Consider the following 20490-nt stretch of genomic DNA (forward strand, 5'->3'; position numbering starts at 1 on the left):
TTATCTCGAACCTAGGTTGTCTAGACCAAGCGCGGCAACATACGCATTTTGCTGAACTACGGCTTCGGTTCTGAAAGTTTTTGCAGTATCGCTTTCACCGATTCTTTCTAATTCGTTTGCACTTAAGCGAAACGCTTCTGCTTTACCTGGGCGGGTGATAATTTTTTCGTTGATGGTTTGCAAACTTAAGTCTGCGAAGCCAGCGAGTGCATAACCAACGGCAATATTGATATAAGAATCTTCTGCTACTTCTGCGTCGGTAATAACAACTTCATCGTCAGCGCTATCGCTTTCAACCAAACTTTCGGCGTTGGCAATGTGTGAGTGAGAGGAAGCGTAATAGTAAGTCAGTTTGTCTTCATTACTCACATAAGAGGCGCCTAAATCGATAGTGCCTAATACTGGCTCACCAATGCCATCAGACACACTCACTATAAAGCTATCGTCAACCGTAGCAAGTTCATTCGCGACGAAAGTAAACGCCCCAGTGTCGCTATCAATTTCCACCAGACCTTGCTCAGGCTGAGTATGAACAGTAAACGTTAATGCATCGCCATCAACGTCTGTGGCGTCAATAACGCCCGTTGTTTCACCATTGCTAACAACAACAAGTTATGAGGTTTGAATAACAGGTAAATCGTTTACATTGGAAACGCTAAAAGTAAGTGTTGCAGTTACTGCTTCGATACTGTCAGATACTGTAATACTTGCTGTATCTTCACCAAAGAAGTCGGCACTCGGCGTATAAACAAAGCTTCCATCCTGGTTTACCGTCAAACTTCCATTAGTCTGGCTTGCCCCAACCGAATAGCCTAGTGTGTCACCGTCTGAGTCGGACGCCACCACAGTTCCTGTTACAGCATTATCCTCAAGGGTAGTTATGGATAGACTAGCTTGGCTTAAGCTAGGTGCGCTATTACCGCCACTTCCGCCACCGCATGCAGACAACGCTAAAACGGACGTAGCTAAACACGCCAGTTTTCCACTTATTCTTATTTTATTTTCTTTGTTTTGAACGAACTTAAGTGCCATGTATGCCAACTCCAACAAAAAGGAAGCGCATACTAATAAATAATACGAATGATATTAATTCTCATTTGAAATAAATTCAAATCTTTACATTCTTTATTGGAGAATCAAAAGTGGGAAACGAGGATTGTTCTTAGGCTGCCAAGGAGATGATATAAACTTGATATTACTAACCCCCATTTTTTCTAACAGTGCGGGAGTAACCGTCCACCCTCTTGCCTTTTGTTTAACCGCTGCTTTGACTAGATCTTTCGATAAACCAATTGTAAGCAACGCATGGTCGGTTGAAATACGCTTAAAGAATTGCTTTTCGCGGACAACAGATTTTCGTGTGATATCATCATAGTGTTGTCGAAGTTCTTGCCATTCTTTGCTTTTCTCTTCGCCCTCTAAGTGGCGTACCATGGCATTGATATCGCTATCCCGCCAATACGCAGAAGCCGCATCCCCGTGCCAACCCAATATTGCATTTTCACCAAGCCATTTGTTTTTGCCCGCAGTGAATACGTAGTTTGCGCATGAGGAAAAGCAAAATGTGTTCACTTTGACATCTAAATCATGTTCCAGAATAAACTCGCCTAAGTCCATTCCTAAATCCACATTGCCGCCACCACTAGTAATCACTAGGGTCGATGGCTTATCTACCGCTGCTTCATAAAGCGTAATTGCACGCTCATTGTTTTTTGCGGAAATGGGCCCTTCATACACAAGCTCTCGATTTTCAATAGATACACCTGCGGCAGCTTCATAAGAAAAAAGACCAACAGCAACAAGTACAAATAGCTTTAGAAAACGAGTTAAAAACATAAAAGGTGCCTTGGTATCGACAACGAAATACAGAACCTAACTTTTATTGACAAAGAGAAGCAATCAATAAGCCCTATACCGAAACAGAATCTCGCACTATGACCTTGCGCCATAAATCCGAACACTGCTCAACAAACTGTTTATGAATTGGATGAGATTGGTATTCATTTTGGGCCTCGATACTTTCAAAAAACATGAGCTCAGAAACATCAAAGGAATTATCAATAACATCGCGCTTTAAAGTATTGGCGGGTACACCAATATGAAGGGAATGAATTTGCGGTATAGCTTTTAAGGACTCTAAGCCAGCTATCAACTTCGCTCTATCTTCATTAGAGCCAGGATTATTAAGCCAAAAATAAACCATATGGAGTATGGGGGGAAGCATACTGTTTTTCATGCTCGAAGACTTAGCAGAGGCTGAAGGCAAAGAACTTGGAGAGCTGGCACTAGCAGGTAATACAGCAAAAGAAGCCAGTGCACCAGCACTCGTTACAAACTGTCTACGTTTTATATCTGTCATCTTTGATGCTCCATGGTTAAGCGTTTTATCGAAGATCTACTTACCATGGCACTATGATGCATTTGAAGCAACTATAGCCAGCTACTATTTAGAACAGCCAGCTATGGTCAAAACTACAGCAGCTACGACACCGCTTTGGGCACATTAAGCGCTTCCCGTGCATCATTAGTCAGTTTAACCAACGCTTTTCGTACATCTGTTGACGAAACACACAGCGCCTCAAAAGGGACAAACCACGTTTGTTTTTCTGTACCGCAATGCATGCCTTCTGGAAATACGCTATGCATTATTGGCTCTTCAACGTTAACACCCTTTTTGTGCTGCAAAATAAGCTGCATCGCGTCTTGATGATCTTCGTTCATATGGTTAATCATACTCTCTGGCGCGCCATGCCAGTCTTGGGCTTCAACACTCCAATAGACTTTATCAACCCAATGGATTTTTCCGAAACCACCGATAAAGCGTACTCGTTCAGTGCGTATAACGTAAAAATTAAAATCGTGGGTTTGCTCGTATTTTTTAGCTTGCGGAAACAAACGAAAATACTGCGCTTTCACGTCGTTTTGGTTCGCAAGCTCAGCACTTCCCATAATAGTAACGCGACCATTCGCCTGAGAGTCATCCTCACCGGCATCGAAAATAGTTAAGCTTACCTTGTCGTTCGCTTTAATATTGCGAGTGTGAAGCGCGATATCGCTAATATAGATAATTGCGTCACCGGCTGGCGTTAGGTAGTAAGGTACAACCGAACCAAAAGGGTAGCCGGGCATTGATGTTGAATGCGTGCCCAATACACCGCTGTGATGGGTGCGGCTTAGCTGTTTTGCTTGAAATGCAATATCTTGCATGCTCATGGTTAACTCCGTTCTTGTTTTTCGGTTTTCGCGAAAATTAATGCGTCACGAAAACTTGTTTTTGTTCGTTTTTAATTAGGTTTAGCTGGGTGTGATAGCACCGAGATAGCATATCGGTAGTAAGAACCCGCGCGGGTGGTCCGTCGGCTAAGCACCGCTTTTCACCCAGTAAAATCAGTCTGTCGCAGTAAGGGGAAATCAAATTAAGGTCGTGGCTTACACAAACGATGCACAGCCCTTTTTCTCGTAGCGCGACCAGTTGCTGCATTACCAGTTTCTGATGCCGTAAATCAAGCGCCGAGGTGGGCTCATCTAACAGCAAAAGCTTGCCTTCCAAGCTCTCGTTCTGATCACTTGGTAATATTTGAAGAACAGCCTTGGCCAGAAATATCCTTTGCCTTTCACCGCCTGACAAGGTTTGTATATTTCGAGCAAGCAAGTGTGTAATGTCAAACTGCTCAGCTACAAGATTAATTAGACGACTCTTTTGTTCTAACAACTCAATATGCTGATATCGCGCTAAGTGAAGTAGTTCATCGGCAATAAAACCAAAAGGCGTCGATGCGCTTTGTGCCATTACAGCACGCTGCAACGCTAAATGGTTTGCGCTTAGCGAACTTATCGCTTGCCCGCCAAGGGTTAGCTCTCCATTAAACGGCGTTTCTACACCACTAAGCATACTTAATAGCGTAGACTTACCACATCCGTTTTCACCGGCGATAGCGGTAAACTCAGCGGTGTGGAAAGAAAGCGATAGCGGCTCTAGCAAGCGCTTCTTACCTCTGGCAATGACAACATCTTTTAATGTAAGCAACTCAGTGTTTAACCGTTTGCCATTATCGCTTTGCTCTAGTCTTTCAATTTTCATATCAGCTACACCCCACCACTAAATATACGGCGCTGCTGCCACAGTAAGTAAAGGAAAAATGGCGCCCCTACTGCAGAGGTAACAATACCAATAGGTATCTCCATAGGTACAAACAGCGTTCGCGCAAGCGTATCGGCGACTATCAATAGTAGCGCCCCTGTTAGCGCACTGGCAGGAATTAGAACCTGGTGATTTACGCCAAAGATTGCCCTGCACATATGAGGCACCACCAAACCTACAAAGCCGATAATGCCGCACAGCGCTGTCGCTAATGCCACGGAAAACGCCACCAACCATAAAACCCTTTGTTTATAGCGCGTAACATTTAGCCCCATGTAGGCTGCTTCTTTTTCACCCAGTGCCATTAAGTTAAGGGCATTACGGGACTTCATTAACCCTGTAATAGCAATAAAACTCGCTAAAGCGACCAAACCACAAAGCGTCCAGCTTGCTCCGGCTAAACTCCCCATAGTCCAGTAGCTTATTTGGCGAAGCGCATCGTCGCTTGCCACGTAACTAATAGCCCCTATGACTGTGCCGGTTAATGCATTAATGGCTACCCCTGCCAAAATAAGCGCGGCTACTGAAACACCTTGCGGACCATTTGAAAACCGTAAGACCGTCCATACAGATAGTAGTGCTCCACCAAACGCCCACATGGCTACCCATACCGATTCAAGTGCAGGAAGAAGTGGAGGCACAATGGTCATACTCAGCGCCGCGGCGGCGGCTGCGCCACCGGCAATACCGATTAAGCCAGGGTCGGCGAGCGGATTGCGCACTAGACCCTGCATGGCGCAGCCAGATACGGCTAACAGCGCGCCAATAAGCATAGTCATGATCACCCTCGGCAACCTTATTTCAGACAGCACATACCAATGGGTGGTGTTTGCTGCCGTATTTTCTACCGTATTTTTTACCGTATTTCCGCCGCTAATGAAGTATCTAAGTTGCTGTTCAATATCAATTGGTAAACTGCCGCGGGTTAACCCCACATAAGCACAGATCAATAGCAACAAGAGCAGTATTCCCATGCCAATACGTTTTCGCTGTGCGCGGGCATTAATAAGCTGAAGTACCACAAGCACCGATGAGTAATCGCTTGGGTTATCACTGTGCTTAGCTGCGGAAGATAACTGCATTATTGACTCGTTCCACTGTAAGCAGTCTTTTGCGTTTGCTTAATTTCAATGGCTTTTTCTGCATACTCTGCAACATGCTGAAGCGCCACATAAAAACGCGGGGAAAGGCCCAAGCTTATGCTGCTATCCATGGCTTCAACTAGGCAGTGTTTACCAGCAAACGTGGTAGCTAACGCGTGATGTGTACAAAGGGCCTCCTTTTCACTTTTGCCACGAAGCATGTGCCCTGCTGCAATCACGATATCAGCGTTTTGCATAAGCACAGACTCTGCATCCATCACTTTGTAGCCTTTTACTGATTCTCCTATGTTAACGATTCCAAGAGTATCGAATAGCGCTTGAGGCACGGTATCTTTACCAGCTACCGTTATCCCTCTGTCATTGTTCGCCACCACAAAGAGCGCTTTGATTTGTGTGTTGAACGCAGAGGTTTTATCGGCGTACCGCGCTTTTTGTTGCTCTACCTTCTTTTCTATATGGTGGATTAGTTCAATAGCCTGCTCGCTAGAGGCAAGTTTTTTGCCAATGTCTAGCACCAAGGCTTTCAAGCCACTAAGGTTTTTATCCACTTCAAAAGTAGTAACGTCTACGCCGGCGTGGGCTATTTGTTCAAGCGCAACACTTGGGCCTGCTGCCTCAGCTCCTAATAGCATTGTGGGCTGTTGGGCCAATACCCCTTCCGTGCTAAGCTGACGAAAGTACCCAAGCTTAGTTAAACTTGCCGCTTGTTGTGGAAACATACTGGTGCTATCGGTCGCGATTACCCAGTCGCCTCGCCCTAACGCGAACACAATTTCCGTGATACTGCCACCAGCGGTAACAATTCGAGGTGATGCAGTTTGAGTCTCTTCCAAAGGGGCGCTAAACGCCCCTAGTGCAAACAAACTCCACCCTGCCATCACAGCAGAAATCGCTTTTGCGGCTATTGAAGAAAATGAAAGAGCGTGTTGCGACATTTTTACTCTCCACTTAAAGGGTCAGCGCGGAAACTATAGGCACCAGATGTCCCCTCTTCATCGTAATAGCTGGTAATTTGAAACTTATACGTGGTGTCGCCAGCCTGAATTAAATAAACCCCAAACTGTGAGTAAAGTAAGTGACTGGTGCTGTCGTAGAAATACCAGTTATTCGTACTCATCGCGTACTCACTGACCGTCTCTTCACTGAAACCATAATACTGCGCCGCTTCTGTGTCCACGCCGTTATACGTTTGTGCATCGGTGCGAAGTGCAGTGGCGTCATCCGCAATAGTCAGGGCAAATTCCCCCGCGCCGTCTGCACATGGAATAGATAAGTCCCAGCCGTCAGTTTGTGTAACCACTTGCTGCATATCGAAGTCAACGTAAACGGCGTCGCTACAACCTACCGCATCAACGGTGAGCGTAACTTCTTCAGCAAAGGTAGTTTGCCCATCAAGAACACTTTGATGCATAACGCCAAGGGTTATTTCGCCAATACCTCGCCCTTCAGTGACGATATCGGTAACGTGAAATTTTGTGTAGTTGCTGTCTGAAAACACGATGTAATACGTCTCTTCATTTGGCGTTACTACGTGAGTGGTAAAGTCGTAATTGTAAAAGGTATCGCCGATGACTTGGGTTTCTGTATCTGTGCTGAACGCTTCAGCTTCTGGGATATCGCTTTCGGTAACAGCCAAGTAGTCGTCTAGTTCACTGTCAGCGGTCGCATTTAGGAACAAGTCAGACACTGGCGCGCCAGTATCATCATAAAAGTCGCTGTTATTTCCAGTAAAATAAAAGCTTACTGGCGTGTCTTGATGCGTATTTAAAAACACATTAGTACGTTTAAAACCAATATCCCACGCAGTATCTGTCGCAGCTTCTTCATCGGTGAGCGTAAGCTGCGTTTGTGTATCTAAGTCAAAGTAAACTGCAACAGGTGCTGATGTCGAGCCCGTACTGTATGGCCCATAAATGGTTGCTTCTTCGTTTCCACCGTCAGAACTTCCATCATCCGAACCTCCGCTACCATCGGTTACTTCGTCAGGTGTTTCAACTGGGGTGTCATCGCTACTTGAGCTACCACAAGCAGTTAGGCCGAATGTCATAGCAAGCAATAACGCTAAATAGGTTTTGTTCATGTGTTTTCCTTATTTTAAATTCGCTGTGTTAAGCAGCGGGTTTTATTTATTGGTTTAATTTGTTGGTCTAATTTGTTGGTCTAGGTTTTTAACCTAAGTTTTTGGGCCGTTTTTTTGGCCCGATTTTTTTGGGGCCGTTTTTTTTGAAAGTGGGGCCTCGTCAGTTTGATATCTGTCGTTAGGTGTTTTTTTGTTCTCAAACGTTTTTTTCTATGCCGGTGCTTTCGTTTTATGGTTATTTCAATACTGGTAACTCACGCCCAAATACAATCGCCTTGCAGCAATGGGCCTTGCGTCGAAAGCCCCCGCTAAAAGTGCCTCGGTTGAGCGATGTTCATCGGTGAGGTTTTCAAGTCCGAGGCGCGCTTGCCACTGAGGCGTGAACTGGTGCTGTACGACCGCGTTTAGCGTGGTAAAGCTATCTTTCGCTATTGAGCTATAGCCAATAGAAGGTGACACATTTCCCTCATGCACACCGTAAAGCTGTAGACTGGTGTCGGTATGACTAAACTGATAGGTAACAGACGCTTTAACTAAGTGGGTAGGACGTTCAGGCAAGCGCTGCGAACTGCCGTCTTCGGAAACTAGGTAGCTGTAATTCAATTGCCACTGCCAATTGTCATCTTGCGCGCTAGCGCTTAAATCAGCACCGTACAGGGTGGCTTCATCGAGGTTCTTATAGACTGAAATATCCAAACCCGCGTCTTGCGATGCATCCACGTCTACCGCCGTGGTAATGAAATCATCAGCTTTGGTGTAATGAAGGTTAATATCGACCTGATATAACCAATCACTTTTGGTAGGCGTTAATCTAAGGTTTGTGCCTACGTTAGCATTTAGCGCTGTTTCAGGCGTAAGTGCGTCGTTGCCAAGCACCATATAACCTAAGTTACTGTGGTCGAATACGTAATAGCGCTCCTTAAGGTTAGGCACGCGATAGCTACTGCCCACGCCAGCACGAAGTTGCCAAGAAGTATTTTCAGCGTTAAATGACTGGCTTGCACTTGCTTTAAACGCGGTATGCCAGCCAAAATCAGAATCGTTTTGTATTCTTGCGCCCGCTAAAAGCTGGGTGTGGTTTTGCTGCCAGTTCCCTTGTAAATAAAGCTCGGCACTTTCACGACTTACATCATCAACTTCAACCGTGCCCGTGCTGAGGTTTAGCTGGTCCAGCGAGTCGCCATGTAAAACAACGCCGCCTACCCACTCAATATCTTTGGTGGAATAAATTTTCTGCGCTTCCATTTCCGCAAGCTGGATATCGGTTTGACGCAACCCGTTGCTGTTACCGCTTTCTTCATCATGTGAAAGATAGCGCGTATTGATATGCCAATCATATTGCTGCTCAAGGCGAAAATCGTGTTGCCACTGGGTTACGTTAGACAGATAGCTGATGATAGTGGCTTGACCGGGTATTGATGATTGAGGCTTGTCTTTTTGTTCATCCAACCACTGCCCCTTGTATTGCACGCTCACGCTATTTATCAATGTAGATAACGACATTTGCACGAAGGATTTGTCTACCGCGCCTCCATCTTGTGATGTAGTTTCGCCGTCGTAATCAAAACCCGGGTTGGTAATGTTCTGAGCCGTTATGCCAAGCTGCCAATCACTAATTGCTTTCGCAGCAGTTATCCTAGACGTGTGCCCGATTTCATCACCTTCAATTGCATCATCGGTAAAGTATGATGCCTCGTAGTCTGCTGAAAACTGCGACCCTTCCACCTTCTCGGTAATGATATTGATAACACCACCCATGGCAGAGCTGCCGAAAAGTACTGATGCCGCGCCACGCACTATTTCAATTTGTTTAATATTGGCAACGCTAATTTGGTCAAGGTCGACGGAAGAGCCTGTGGGAGAAATGATGGGCTGGCCGTTGATTAACACCAATACGTGATCGCCATTGAACCCGTTTAGCTGAACGTTGTAGCCGTCTTTTTGACTTCGCCTCACCACAACGCCCGGCATCACCTCAAGCACTTGGCGCAAGGTACCTTTACTTAGTCGCGCAATCTCCGCTTTATCTACTACATCAATTTTTACGGGCGAAGAAGCCAATAGTTTAGGTGTCCTAGTACCTGTCACCACAACGCGCTCAAGGGCATCTTCTGCTAATACTGGAAAAGACAAAGGAAGGCTAGCGGCTACCACAAAGAAAGGTACAAAGCGGGCTCGTTTCATTGATAATTCTTTTAATGCAAATGATAATGATTTGCGTTTAATCTTATTTATTTAAAACCTTTTTGCAAGGAAAATTGTTAACCGCTCTCATGAAAAATGTCTAAGCCTCTAATAAATAGGACTTTTAAAATGCTATTTAGAGGGTGAAAAAAGAAATTGAGGAGTAAACAAACTTGGCAAGATAATTGATTTACAAAGTAGATATTAAGGTAACAACAACGGGATTTTGACACTATGCGCCTACCTACTAAACAACTTATCAATAAAATCGAAAACTTGTCTAATGGCCTAACACCAGAGCAGCTAACAAGCTTTCTCGATATTATTGACGCTATGACGGCACTGGTTGAGGAAGCTGGAGAGTAAAAAGCTGCTAGCGACACCAAAAATAATAGCCCCAGTACAGGGTTGTCCGTATTCCACTAGACTAAGGTTTACAGTGTTCACTGCCTTCAAGTAAGAGCGCTATAGCAATACCAAGAATGATGAATATTCGTTTTTGCTCACTTGCAGTTCGTTTATGTTCGTTTTATGATACGTCCCAATTAAATGTACATGGGAAGTTGCGTCAGAATAAGAACTAAACGGCCTGTTAGTTAGATGGACAGTTAGTGCAATATTGCGCAACATAAAACGCTTTTCTGCCTTCATTTTCCCTAACATAACTCTGTCGTTTCTTTTTCTGCACAGCGCGTTGTACTGGTTAAAGATTTAAAGGATGAATTATGTTACCTCTCACGGAACCAACGCTTTTCCGCCAGTGTATTGCTGAATTCATAGGCACGGCGATTCTGATTTTCTTTGGTGTTGGTGCAGTTGCAGCACTGGTATTAACAGGTGCTTCGTTCGGTCAATGGGAAATAAGTATTGTCTGGGGGTTTGGCGTAGCTGTTGCCATTTATTGTACTGCTGGGGTTTCGGGTGCACATATTAATCCTGCGGTAACCATTGCGCTTGCTCTTTTTCATGGTTTTGAAAAGCACAAAGTAGGCCCCTTCATCCTTTCTCAGTTTCTGGGAGCATTCGCTGCTGCCGCACTTATCTACGGCTTATATCATCAACTTTTTACAGACTATGAACTTACTCACAACCTTTCGCGCGATAGTGTAGAGGCTCTGGCGACCGCCAGCATTTTTTCTACTTTTCCTCACGAAGCCCTTTCATTCTGGGGTGCCTTTGGCGTTGAATTCGTTATCACTGCAGTGTTGATGTTTGCAATACTGGCATTGGGCGATGAAAACAACGGTGCATCACGTGGAGCCATGAATCCGCTACTAATTGGTATTGTCATTGCTGTCATTGGCTCTTCTTTAGGGCCGTTGACCGGTTTTGCCATGAACCCAGCTCGCGATTTTGGTCCTAAGCTCTTTTCCTATATTGCGGGATGGGAGTATGCCCTTGATGGGGCGAAAGACATCCCCTACTTTATTGTGCCTATTGTAGCGCCTATATGTGGAGCATGCTTTGGCGCTTGGCTTTACCCTGTATTAATAGGCCGCTCTCTTTCCCAAGACAGTCGCGCCTGTACTATTCCTAGCGATTGCGAAACTTCCGTTGTTACACAAACTTCTCAAGAGAGTTTTGATAGAGGGTAAGCTGACTGTTGATATACGAGCGGCAATGGCCTATTTTACGCCGCAGTTGAATTTACAAAGAAGCATAGCGCGTGTTTTATTTAATAACAGTTACTGTCCTGTGGGCATTTTCCTTTTCGCTCATTGGCGAGTTTTTGGCTGGCTCAGTAGACAGTTATTTTGCTGTTTTGACACGCATTGTGCTCGCCACACTGGTTTTCCTTCCCTTTCTTAAGCCGGCATTATTAAACCTTAAACAAAAGGCGATCCTGGCGAGTTTAGGTGCTGTGCAGTTAGGGTTAATGTACATCTTCTTTTATCACGCATTTTTGTTTTTAAGCGTGCCAGAGGTGTTGCTTTTCACCATTTTCACACCGCTTTACGTAGCCATTTTAAACGACGCACTCTTTAAGCGCTTCACCCCGTTTTACTTGTTGTGTGCACTTATCGCTACCACAGGGGCTGCCATTATTCGTTTTAACGGCATTAGCGATAATTACTGGTTTGGCTTTGCCGTTGTTCAAGGTGCTAACCTTTCCTTTGCGCTAGGACAGGTGGGTTATAAAAAACTCACCTCCACCTTCAAAACACAAGTGCCCTATCACAACGTGTTTGCGTGGTTTTATTTAGGCGCACTGGCTATAGCACTACCTGCTTTCTTCATTTTTGGTAACACTAGCCAACTGCCGCAGAATGCTCAGCAGTGGGGCATATTGTTGTGGTTAGGTATCGTGGCATCGGGGCTTGGGTATTACTTTTGGAATCAAGGCGCGCTGAAAGTATCAGGAGGCACATTAGCCATCATGAACAACGCGCTTATTCCAGCAGGGCTGGTGGTTAATTTACTGCTTTGGCAAAAAGACACTGATTTTTCTCGTTTGTTTCTTGGCGGTGCCATCATTGCCATTGCGCTTTGGATGTCTCATCAATACAGCAAGAAACAGAAGCAGCTCTAAGCCTCAACAAAGCCGACTCTACGCAGGGCTATACTCGCTAATCATGGTGTAGTCTTTGCGCGGCCCTTTGACCTGCCATGTTGAGCGCCACACTGGCAACTTTGCGAAGTCATAGTGCACTACGTAGTTGTCATCGCCGCATAAGTGTTCGGCATTCGGGTTGCTCGCACTAAATGTATGAAAATAACGTTCATCGTCAAACAAAACATCGAACACACCATGCTGTGACTGTTGCCAAAAATAGCGGCGCTCGGCAGGCATAATGTTTCCATTTGGCGCGGTTACTTCGCCCTGCTCGTAATAATTCAGCGTCGGTTTCTCCCACGCAGGCTCCCAACAAAAAGCAGCTGTCCCAACAAACGAAAAAGTATCCCCGTTTTGCTGGATAATTTTCCGACGCAAATGCCAGCGCCCTGCGAAGTCGTCAAGATTCGCGGTGCCCTTAGAAGGCGCTGACAACGTCGATACGCTGGGGCTAGATGACACCTTAGAGCCTGTCATATAATACATCCTATCACTTCATAATTAATCAGACTAAGCAATAGTAAGCACTTACAATAAGAGTACTTCCCTACTACCAAAAATAGGTCACGGTAGCCGAATACTGATCGCCCCGCCCTGGCGTACCGGGAATTTCTTCAAAACGCTCATCCCACAAATTATCAACTGCCAGTACTAGGTTTAACCCTTCAATTTGAGCCGGTGAATAGGTGAGTGTAACGTGAGAGAAGAATGCCGAATCACTACCGTTTCTAAGCGCGTTGATTTCTTGCTTGCGCCACTCGTTGTCTATGCGAACTTCAACCGTATCAGTTGCAAACCACACCAATCCAAGGGTTGCTCTATGCGGTGGATAGTTTAGCGCGTAAAAACTCGCATCCACACCATCAATTCCATAGTCTTCCGACTTATCTAGATAGGTATAACTGGCAACCACATCCGCATTATCAAAGCGCTTAATAGCAATTAGTTCAAACCCTAGCGTCTCAATATCTACGGGGTTTGCGCTGCGTGCCGAGGTGGAATCGAAGCTGTAAGTCCAGTCGGTCAGCTCGTTATCCCAGCGATAGAAAACGGCGGTATCAACTTTCCATGATTGCTCATCAAACGACGCGCCAAACTCGAGGTTTTTACTCACCTCACGCTGTAGCTGATTATTACTTCTGAACAAGCCACTCGTGGTGCTGCCGCCCACTGCAGTATAGCCGGCCACTTGAGTCGCTTCTGCATACGAAAGATATAAACTGCGCGAGGCATTATCGCCAGTTTGCGTATACCAGTTAATATCGCCCACAAAAGACAGCCGATCTTCATCGCGATTAGTATCATCAAACGCGCCACCTAAGCGTACGGTAATCGACTCCTTAGTGTTTAGCTGGGTACGATACTCTGGCACCACACTAATGTTGTAGTAGTCGCGGGAAGTGAAGTTATTTTCTAGCGTGGTCGATTCAATGTCGTCTGCAGTAATTTGCGCGGAGTAGTTGATACCCAATCTTGGCGAGAGGTTGTGAGTACCAGAAAGCGCGAGTGATTTTACCTGCGTTTCGTGAAACGCCTGAAAACTTTCTGGGTTTTCGCGCGAAAATACATAGTGGTCATCGTTTTCCCTGTAATAAGTCGATACCTCAAAGGCACTTTCATTACCCTTTTCACCGTAGCGCTGGTTATGATTTAGCATCACCAAACGCGTTTCAATATCTTCGGTTTCGTTAACGTCAAAGGGCGTATACAAATTAGGCCAACCGAAGAACTTTTGCTGATAACCATAAAACAAGTCGGTTTGCGAACACTCGCTTGCTAACTGAACGCGACCTGACGCGCGTTCAAATTGGTGATCTCCATTGGCAATAGTGCCATCGCTTTCAGAGCGAGAATACTCTCCTTCCACACCCACAGACCAAGCTGGATAGCTTTTAAGCTGTTGTTTTACTGCGCCGTGAACGCGCTGCAAATTGAAGTTATTGTTGCCCACGCCAACAGATACACTGCCCGCCTCTTGAATAAGTTTCCAACCGAAGGACACCGTACCAACAGAGCTATTTACACCATAAAGCGCGTTATCAACACCGGTGAAAATACTCGGCTTAGTCAACATTTCTGGCGCAATAGGAATTTCGGCAAAATAGTGCCCCGTTTGCGGGTCGATTAGCGTTGCGCTTCCCACTCGAAAGCCGGTGTTCTCGAAGATACCACCGCGGATGGTGACATCGGCCTGTGCTTCGGCCATGTTTCTTGATTGCAAATCTACCCGCGGGTCGTATTCCAAATTTGAAATGGGTGAATTAAACGTACCAACCGGCTTGTTATTCGCAGTTGCCGCCCCTTCAATCGTAATTTTTTCGACGTTCGCTTCAGCCTTTTCTGTGGATATAACATCTACGCTTTCCATGGCGAAAACAGATAAAGGAAGCGCAGATAAAAATAGAGGAAATGTTTTATGAAACATTGAGTGTCCTAGTTCCTAGTGCTAGTTCATATTCACAAACGCTAAACGCTTTTCAGACACCTGACATTTGCAGGTGCGTAATACGTACTATCACCGATACAGACTTTTATTACGTCGGTTTATAGTGCGTAGTGTAATTTATGGTTAAGTGTTGGCTTATCGCTTAAATAAGGTCGCGAAGTGTATAGCATATGTGAGCATAGGAAAACGTCACTTCGCTGAGTTTAGACCAGTCTCCAACTATAAATCACCTCGCCAAAAAAAATGAGATAACATAACATCACCCATGTTTACAAACCCTGCTGAAGACTCGTTAAACCTTCTTATGCTTAACTCTAAAATACCGTTTTTGTTTTCGTTAGTTGGACTATCGGTGAATGCCGCTGCGCAAAGTAGTAAAAGTTCCCTTCAAGATGCTCACGATGAATTAGAGCACATCGAAGTAAAAAGACACTTTCAGCCTTATCGTGGTAACGTACCGCTTATCGACACGCCGCAAGCAATTGACCGAATTACCGCCGATACATTAGCAAATGAAGGGATCACACGCTTCATCGATGCACTGGATTTTGCGCCGACTATCGTAAGGCAAAACAACTCGGGCGGTATGTTCGATAGCTTTGCTATTCGTGGCTTTTCTGGCGATGAAAACAATCCGTCGGGGTATCTGATAAACGGCTTTAACGTACGTGGCTACAGCGGCAATAGAAGTACGGTTAACGTTCAAACTATTGAAGTAATGAAAGGGCCAGGCTCTGCCCTTTATGGGCAAGGCGAGCCTGGCGGTACCATCAACATCATCACCAAAAAACCGCAGTTTGAAGAGCAAGGCTACGTTCAAGCCACCGTCGGTAATTTTGATAAGAAGCACGTAGAGTTCGATTATACGAACGGCATTAGTTCAGATATGGCGTATCGCATTAACGGTTCGTACGAAGACTCTGATACTTATCGCGATAACGTGTTTTTCAAGAATTTAAACCTTAACCCTTCATTTATTTGGAACCTCTCTGGTCACACCAGCTTAAGTTATCAGATGGAAATCTTAGATCAGGAAAAGCCGCTTGATCGCGGTGTATTTATCTTAAATAACGACTTTGACGCTGTAGATGCCGAAGACTTTTACGGTGATATCAGAGACAGTGCCCATGAAGTTAAAGCCTTTGGACATCAGCTAGTGTTAAATCACGAGTTGAATCACAATTGGCATTTTCTTAGTGGCTTCGCCTACAGAGACTCTTCTTTTGAAGGGCAGTCTTCAGATACTGAACTGTCAGATGGTCGTCAGCTTTTGTATACCGACCCATCTGTACTTTCAAGGCAGCGACGAACCCGCGACTATCAAGCGCAAGACTTATCGCTACGCTTTGAATTAAGTGGCGTGGTGGATGTGGCAGGCTTTGTAAACAACGTCTTATTTGGTTTGGACTACTACAACTACCACATAGATACAGACTATCGTCGTTGGCGCACGGCGTGGGGCGCGGGTGATACCACGTATAGTATCGACCCTGAAAACCCAGACTACACTATTTTCAGACCTGACGTGACGCCCACTACACTCACCGCCGAAAAGCAAAAAGGGTTAGGATTTTATGCACAAGACGTTATAGAACTTACCGATGCCACCAAGCTTTTAGTCGGCTTTCGTGTGGACAAGTTCGAGCAAGACATTTTTAATAAGCTGAGCGAAGAAGGGCAAGAACAAGACCAAACGGAAGTGACGCCACGCTTCGGTTTTGTGTATGAAATCAATCACGCTGTAAGTCTATACACGAGCTATGCAGAAGGTTTCAGACCCAATCCAGGGCTTGATTCAGACCGCAACGCCTTTGACCCTGAAGAGACCACCTCTTTTGAGGTAGGTGCGAAGTGGGAAAACATCGCCGATAGGTTCTCAGGCAGCATTGCGATTTTTGATGCAGCAAAGACCAATATGCTAACCGCTGAACCTAACACGGGCTTTTCAGCCACGCTCGGTGAAGTTGAAAGCCAAGGGGTTGAATTTCAGTTAACCACTGACCTTACTTCAGACATTCGTCTTGATATGGCCTACGCATACATAGATGCTAAAACCGCGAATGAAGTCAACAACTTGGATTGGGGGGTGTCTATTCCAAAGGGTTCACGCTTAATCAATATTGCTAAACATTCGGGGTATATCTCGCTTAACCATTTCACCCGCGTATTTGAAAAAGAAGCGTTCTTTGGTGTGACCATGCGTTACGTGGGTGACCGCTTAGGCCAAACCACCGATCCAACATTCATCTTGCCGTCTTACACCCTTGTGAACCTTGCAGGGTCGGTGAATATTAGCGATGCGCTCTCTATGAGGTTTGACGTGAACAATCTGTTCGACAGGGATTACTTTGAGAACTCATACCACCAGCTTTGGACCATGCCCGGCTCACCGACTAACTATACGGTAAGCGTTAAGTACCAGTTCTAGCAGTTCATTGCGAACACTTTTTGTTTGAGCAATATTTTTCAACTGCGCTAGATACAGGTTTAAAACCGTAAATAAAAGCCGGAAGTGTCTTAATCACACTTCCGGCTTTTCGGTTTTATAGCTTCAGCAAGAATAAAATTCGCTCGCCTCGCTACAAACGCTCTAAATCAAACGTGCCTTGCTTTGACAGCTTTTCATTCAACGGTTTCACTTCTTCGCCAAACAAGGTTTCTAGCTGCACTTTATATTGCTGCCACTTTGACTCTAAGTCTTTCAATCGCTTCAGTGCACCAGCTTGTGCCGGCGCCCCCGTTCTGTCGAAGTTATCCATTAAGAAACGCACTTGTCTGTCGAGCATATTCGGCCAGTTAATATCATCCTCAAAGGTTTGATGTTTAGGCTGAATGACCAGTGCTTCCCAGTCGTCGATTGCACTAACAATGCGCTCGATAGATGCAGACACATTGCTTGCCAGCATGACGTTATCTTCCGATAACATCACTCAACTGCGCGCGCACATCACGGGCTTTTTGCAAGTGTGCAAACAAATCGTTTAACAAGGTTTCTGTTGCCTGAATGCTCTTTTCAACCACTTGAAGCTGCGCTTTGTCGGCCTCTTCTCTTGGGTCTGGAAGCACTTTAAACGCACGGGTTTGTGCCTGTTCACCCACGGTGATCTTCGCCTTGTAGTCGCCCGGCATCACGCGAGCACCTTTCCAACCGCCAAACAGTTTTACATTCTCAATGCAGTTTAGTGGCTCACGGCGAAGGTCCCACACGAACGTGTTGTACCCTGCTTTGGTCGATGGGTGTTTAAATTTGATAGGGCTGCGAACGTCTTCGTTACCTTTTGCGCATTTCTCAAATGCACTCGGTGCTGATGACAGTGTGCGAACCAGCTCGTTATCTGCATTAAATATGTCAATGCGTAGCGTTTGGTCTTCTTCTAATGCATCTTTCAGGTAATAGCGGAAAGTCGCGCCACGGGGTGGATTTTTCGCTTGTGGCTGATCGGTCATGCCGCCGCCAGATAACAAGCGAACGCCATCAACCGGTTCAAATTGAAATAGCGCTTCATCATCAAGGGACTTATGCACTTCGCGCAGGGGGCTAATGTCATCTAAAATCCAAAAGCCTCGCCCTTGCGTTGCAACAACCAGGTCGTCACCCTTTACCTGCATATCGGTGATCGACACCGGCGGAAGGTTTAAATCTAGCTCTTGCCAGTGTTTGCCGTCATCGAAGCTAATAAACATGCCGCTTTCTGTACCCGCGAACAGCATCCCTTCACGCTCTGTATCTTCACGCACAACACGTACAAAAGCGTCTTCAGGGAGCCCTTCGTCAATACGCTTCCAGCGCTTGCCGTAATTATCGGTTTTGTAGATGTAAGGTGTGTAGTCATTTAACTTATAGCCTGCTACCGCAACGTAAGCTCTGCCTTGTGCATGAGGGCTTAGCTCAATAGCATTAACCTGCGCTTCTTTATTATGTGGCGTAACATCTTTCCAGTTTTTACCTTCATCACGCGTAATATGAAGCTTACCGTCATCAGCACCAACCCAAAGCTCGCCTTTGTTAACCGCTGACTCAGCAATATAGAAAACCGTATTGTAGTATTCTGCCCCGGCTTGTTCATTGGTAATCGGCCCGCCGTTTAGCCCCTGTTTTTCAGGCTCGTTACGGGTTAAGTCTGGGCTGATTTCTTGCCAATTTACACCGCGGTCGGTGGTTTTTAAAATCATCTGCGTGCCGTAATACACCGTGCTAGGGTCGTGCTTTGAAACCAGCACTGGCGCATTCCAATTCGTGCGGTACTTTTGATCCCTCGCATTGCGTCCAAACACATACTCAGGGTAAGGCATGATGGGACGTGTAAGCCCGGTATCGCGGTTGTATTCGGTTAGTGTTCCATTAATGGTAGTGGCGTAAATAAGCGTTGGATCGTCAGGGTTAAACGCAATATGCGCACTTTCGCCACCGCCAACAGCAAACTGATCTTCTATACCCATACCGTCACCCCAGGTTTCAGACGGCGTTGCCATAGTTGAGTTGTCTTGCTGGCCGCCATACACATAGTAAGGGTTTAAGTTATCAGTGATTACACGATAAAACTGCGCCGTTGGCTGGTTGTAAATGCTTGACCACGATTCACCACCGTCGAAGGTAACCGTTGCGCCACCGTCATTAGCATTGATCATGTTTAAGCTGTTTTCCGGGTTTATCCACATATCGTGGGTGTCACCGTGGGGCAGAGATTTAATTTCGAAGGTTTTGCCGCCATCAATGGATTTATGCAGCTGCACATTCATCACATACAGGGTATTTTCATCTACCGGGTCAACCTTAATGTGGTTGTAATACCACGCGCGAGCTTTAAGAATATTGTCGCCGTTCATTAGCTCCCATGATTTACCTGCATCATCACTGCGATATAAACCGCCTTCATCAGCCTCGATAATGGCGTAGAGGCGCTTTGGGTTAGACGCAGCAATATCAACACCTACTTTACCAATAAGCTTAGGCAGGCCCTTTTCTAGCTTGTCCCAGCTTTCACCACCGTCTGTTGATTTGTAAAGGCCACCGCCCTCGCCGCCTGATTTAATAAACCAAGGCGTTCTGCCGTGATGCCACATGCTCGCATAAAGAATTCTGGGGTTGGTTGGGTCAATAGCCAAATCAGCTGCGCCCGTGTCGGCATTCACTTTTAATACGTGCTGCCATGTTTCGCCGCCATCCGTCGTTTTGAATATACCGCGCTCTTCATTCGGCCCCCAGATATTGCCCTGCACTGCCGCCCAAGCTATATCAGGATTAGTGGGGTGTATGCGAATTTTAGGGATTTGACCCCGTTTATCTAACCCCATCAGCTTCCAGTTTTCACCGCCGTCAGTAGATTTATAAACACCTTTTCCATGGCTTGTGGTTACACCTCGAATAGGGCCTTCACCAGTACCTACGTAAATAACGTTAGGGTCTGAAGGCGCAACCGCGATAGAACCAATACTGCCTACTTTAAATGTTTTATCGGATATAGCTTTCCACGATAAACCCGCGTTTTCGGTTTTCCACACACCGCCACCAGCGGTACCCATAAAATAAAGGTTGGTATTACCTTCAACCCCAGTGACCGCCACCGAGCGCCCGCCGCGATAAGGCCCAATGAAGCGATACTCCATTTTGTCGAAAAGTTCAGGGCTAACCGTATCTTCAAGTGCGAATGCAGAATGCGAGAAACTAGAAAGTGCACTTACGCAAATAGCAAGCGCAGCCACCATTTTCCCAGAAATCAGTCTCTGTGAAACCATAGAAAGTGCCTTGTCGTGTTTTTTATTTTTAATAAGAAGAACTTCTTATACTGCTTTGTTACAGTCGTTATGGCAAAAGTTTTTGTAGTAGGCGCGTGCCTGAATAAGCCATTGTCATAGTACTTGAACGATTTCATTGTGCATAAAGCGCCTTCCCCTCTACAATGAAAGGCACTAAGTTGTTACAGCGCCGATATTCATAGCTAACACTGTGTAAACCAACGCCCTATTGTTTAAAGAGACTTA

The 20490-nt window shown here is 45.7% G+C and carries 18 protein-coding genes; 4 read left to right on the forward strand and 14 right to left on the reverse strand.

All coding sequences use genetic code 11. The features are described 5' to 3' along the window. The 10 genes from MADE_RS15915 to MADE_RS15960 all read right to left on the reverse strand — a co-directional run bounded on the left by MADE_RS15915 (position 1) and on the right by MADE_RS15960 (position 9508). The gene (locus MADE_RS15915) at positions 1-576 is read right to left on the reverse strand and encodes an Ig-like domain-containing protein (RefSeq protein ID WP_158318461.1); all 576 of its coding nucleotides are present in this window, start codon (positions 574-576) and stop codon (positions 1-3) included. A 36-nt stretch (positions 577-612) separates the two neighbouring features. After that, complete coding sequence (locus tag MADE_RS15920) at positions 613-1032, reverse strand: cadherin-like domain-containing protein (RefSeq protein WP_012519662.1); 420 nt, start codon at positions 1030-1032, stop codon at positions 613-615. Between the two features lie 93 nt (positions 1033-1125). Further along, a complete protein-coding gene (locus tag MADE_RS15925; protein ID WP_012519663.1) occupies positions 1126-1836 on the reverse strand; it encodes a hypothetical protein in 711 nt (236 codons plus the stop codon). A 73-nt stretch (positions 1837-1909) separates the two neighbouring features. Beyond that, positions 1910-2359, reverse strand: a complete 450-nt coding sequence (locus MADE_RS15930) for a Dabb family protein (RefSeq protein WP_023559882.1) — start codon at positions 2357-2359, stop codon at positions 1910-1912. A 122-nt stretch (positions 2360-2481) separates the two neighbouring features. Continuing rightward, positions 2482-3213 (reverse strand): HugZ family pyridoxamine 5'-phosphate oxidase, encoded by a 732-nt coding sequence (locus tag MADE_RS15935; protein WP_012519666.1) that lies wholly within the window; start codon positions 3211-3213, stop codon positions 2482-2484. Positions 3214-3250: 37 nt separating this feature from the next. Further along, entirely contained in the window at positions 3251-4081 is an 831-nt protein-coding gene (locus MADE_RS15940; protein WP_012519667.1) for an ABC transporter ATP-binding protein, read from the reverse strand. A 5-nt stretch (positions 4082-4086) separates the two neighbouring features. After that, complete coding sequence (locus MADE_RS15945; protein WP_012519668.1) at positions 4087-5223, reverse strand: FecCD family ABC transporter permease; 1137 nt, start codon at positions 5221-5223, stop codon at positions 4087-4089. Next, positions 5223-6179 carry a heme/hemin ABC transporter substrate-binding protein gene (locus MADE_RS15950; protein ID WP_012519669.1) on the reverse strand — a complete coding sequence of 319 codons (957 nt, stop codon included), beginning with the start codon at positions 6177-6179 and terminating at the stop codon, positions 5223-5225. The genes MADE_RS15945 and MADE_RS15950 overlap by 1 nt, the downstream gene beginning before the upstream one ends. Positions 6180-6181: 2 nt before the next feature. Further along, positions 6182-7324, reverse strand: a complete 1143-nt coding sequence (locus MADE_RS15955; protein WP_012519670.1) for an HmuY family protein — start codon at positions 7322-7324, stop codon at positions 6182-6184. Between the two features lie 240 nt (positions 7325-7564). After that, positions 7565-9508, reverse strand: a complete 1944-nt coding sequence (locus MADE_RS15960) for a TonB-dependent receptor plug domain-containing protein (protein ID WP_012519671.1) — start codon at positions 9506-9508, stop codon at positions 7565-7567. Positions 9509-9742: 234 nt separating this feature from the next. On the opposite strand from MADE_RS15960, the gene MADE_RS21090 reads away from it, so the two are divergent. The 3 genes from MADE_RS21090 (at position 9743) to MADE_RS15975 (ending at position 12038) form a co-directional block, all read left to right on the forward strand. After that, positions 9743-9874 carry a hypothetical protein gene (locus MADE_RS21090; RefSeq protein WP_012519672.1) on the forward strand — a complete coding sequence of 44 codons (132 nt, stop codon included), beginning with the start codon at positions 9743-9745 and terminating at the stop codon, positions 9872-9874. 359 nt (positions 9875-10233) lie between these two features. After that, a complete protein-coding gene (locus MADE_RS15970; protein WP_012519673.1) occupies positions 10234-11103 on the forward strand; it encodes an MIP/aquaporin family protein in 870 nt (289 codons plus the stop codon). 71 nt (positions 11104-11174) lie between these two features. Beyond that, complete coding sequence (locus tag MADE_RS15975) at positions 11175-12038, forward strand: EamA family transporter (protein ID WP_012519674.1); 864 nt, start codon at positions 11175-11177, stop codon at positions 12036-12038. 18 nt (positions 12039-12056) lie between these two features. Here MADE_RS15975 and MADE_RS15980 read toward each other — a convergent pair whose 3' ends face one another. Together MADE_RS15980 and MADE_RS15985 are read right to left on the reverse strand one after the other, a co-directional pair. Beyond that, on the reverse strand, positions 12057-12539 hold the full coding sequence (locus MADE_RS15980) for a DUF6314 family protein (RefSeq protein WP_012519675.1): 483 nt from the start codon (positions 12537-12539) through the stop codon (positions 12057-12059). A 73-nt stretch (positions 12540-12612) separates the two neighbouring features. Beyond that, a complete protein-coding gene (locus MADE_RS15985; RefSeq protein ID WP_012519676.1) occupies positions 12613-14487 on the reverse strand; it encodes a TonB-dependent receptor plug domain-containing protein in 1875 nt (624 codons plus the stop codon). Positions 14488-14773: 286 nt separating this feature from the next. Between MADE_RS15985 and MADE_RS15990 the strand changes: the two genes are divergently transcribed. Beyond that, complete coding sequence (locus tag MADE_RS15990) at positions 14774-16936, forward strand: TonB-dependent siderophore receptor (RefSeq protein ID WP_012519677.1); 2163 nt, start codon at positions 14774-14776, stop codon at positions 16934-16936. A gap of 151 nt (positions 16937-17087) precedes the next feature. On the opposite strand, the gene MADE_RS20965 is transcribed toward MADE_RS15990, so the two are convergent. Together MADE_RS20965 and MADE_RS15995 are read right to left on the reverse strand one after the other, a co-directional pair. Further along, a complete protein-coding gene (locus tag MADE_RS20965; protein ID WP_232363068.1) occupies positions 17088-17414 on the reverse strand; it encodes a hypothetical protein in 327 nt (108 codons plus the stop codon). Between the two features lie 4 nt (positions 17415-17418). Next, complete coding sequence (locus MADE_RS15995; RefSeq protein WP_012519679.1) at positions 17419-20244, reverse strand: WD40/YVTN/BNR-like repeat-containing protein; 2826 nt, start codon at positions 20242-20244, stop codon at positions 17419-17421. Positions 20245-20490 lie beyond the last annotated feature (246 nt).

Origin of the sequence: Alteromonas mediterranea DE, assembly GCF_000020585.3 — a bacterium.
Lineage (GTDB): Bacteria > Pseudomonadota > Gammaproteobacteria > Enterobacterales > Alteromonadaceae > Alteromonas > Alteromonas mediterranea.

What these genes read in the sequence shown, in the direction of transcription:
- MADE_RS15920 (WP_012519662.1), bottom strand. Translation starts at nt 1,032, where the DNA reads ATGGCACTTAAGTTCGTTCAAAACAAAGAAAATAAAATAAGAATAAGT.
- MADE_RS15925 (WP_012519663.1), bottom strand. Translation starts at nt 1,836, where the DNA reads ATGTTTTTAACTCGTTTTCTAAAGCTATTTGTACTTGTTGCTGTTGGT.
- MADE_RS15930 (WP_023559882.1), bottom strand. Translation starts at nt 2,359, where the DNA reads ATGACAGATATAAAACGTAGACAGTTTGTAACGAGTGCTGGTGCACTG.
- MADE_RS15935 (WP_012519666.1), bottom strand. Translation starts at nt 3,213, where the DNA reads ATGAGCATGCAAGATATTGCATTTCAAGCAAAACAGCTAAGCCGCACC.
- MADE_RS15940 (WP_012519667.1), bottom strand. Translation starts at nt 4,081, where the DNA reads ATGAAAATTGAAAGACTAGAGCAAAGCGATAATGGCAAACGGTTAAAC.
- MADE_RS15945 (WP_012519668.1), bottom strand. Translation starts at nt 5,223, where the DNA reads ATGCAGTTATCTTCCGCAGCTAAGCACAGTGATAACCCAAGCGATTAC.
- MADE_RS15950 (WP_012519669.1), bottom strand. Translation starts at nt 6,179, where the DNA reads ATGTCGCAACACGCTCTTTCATTTTCTTCAATAGCCGCAAAAGCGATT.
- MADE_RS15955 (WP_012519670.1), bottom strand. Translation starts at nt 7,324, where the DNA reads ATGAACAAAACCTATTTAGCGTTATTGCTTGCTATGACATTCGGCCTA.
- MADE_RS15960 (WP_012519671.1), bottom strand. Translation starts at nt 9,508, where the DNA reads ATGAAACGAGCCCGCTTTGTACCTTTCTTTGTGGTAGCCGCTAGCCTT.
- MADE_RS21090 (WP_012519672.1), top strand. Translation starts at nt 9,743, where the DNA reads ATGCGCCTACCTACTAAACAACTTATCAATAAAATCGAAAACTTGTCT.
- MADE_RS15970 (WP_012519673.1), top strand. Translation starts at nt 10,234, where the DNA reads ATGTTACCTCTCACGGAACCAACGCTTTTCCGCCAGTGTATTGCTGAA.
- MADE_RS15980 (WP_012519675.1), bottom strand. Translation starts at nt 12,539, where the DNA reads ATGACAGGCTCTAAGGTGTCATCTAGCCCCAGCGTATCGACGTTGTCA.
- MADE_RS15985 (WP_012519676.1), bottom strand. Translation starts at nt 14,487, where the DNA reads ATGTTTCATAAAACATTTCCTCTATTTTTATCTGCGCTTCCTTTATCT.
- MADE_RS15990 (WP_012519677.1), top strand. Translation starts at nt 14,774, where the DNA reads ATGTTTACAAACCCTGCTGAAGACTCGTTAAACCTTCTTATGCTTAAC.
- MADE_RS20965 (WP_232363068.1), bottom strand. Translation starts at nt 17,414, where the DNA reads ATGCTGGCAAGCAATGTGTCTGCATCTATCGAGCGCATTGTTAGTGCA.
- MADE_RS15995 (WP_012519679.1), bottom strand. Translation starts at nt 20,244, where the DNA reads ATGGTTTCACAGAGACTGATTTCTGGGAAAATGGTGGCTGCGCTTGCT.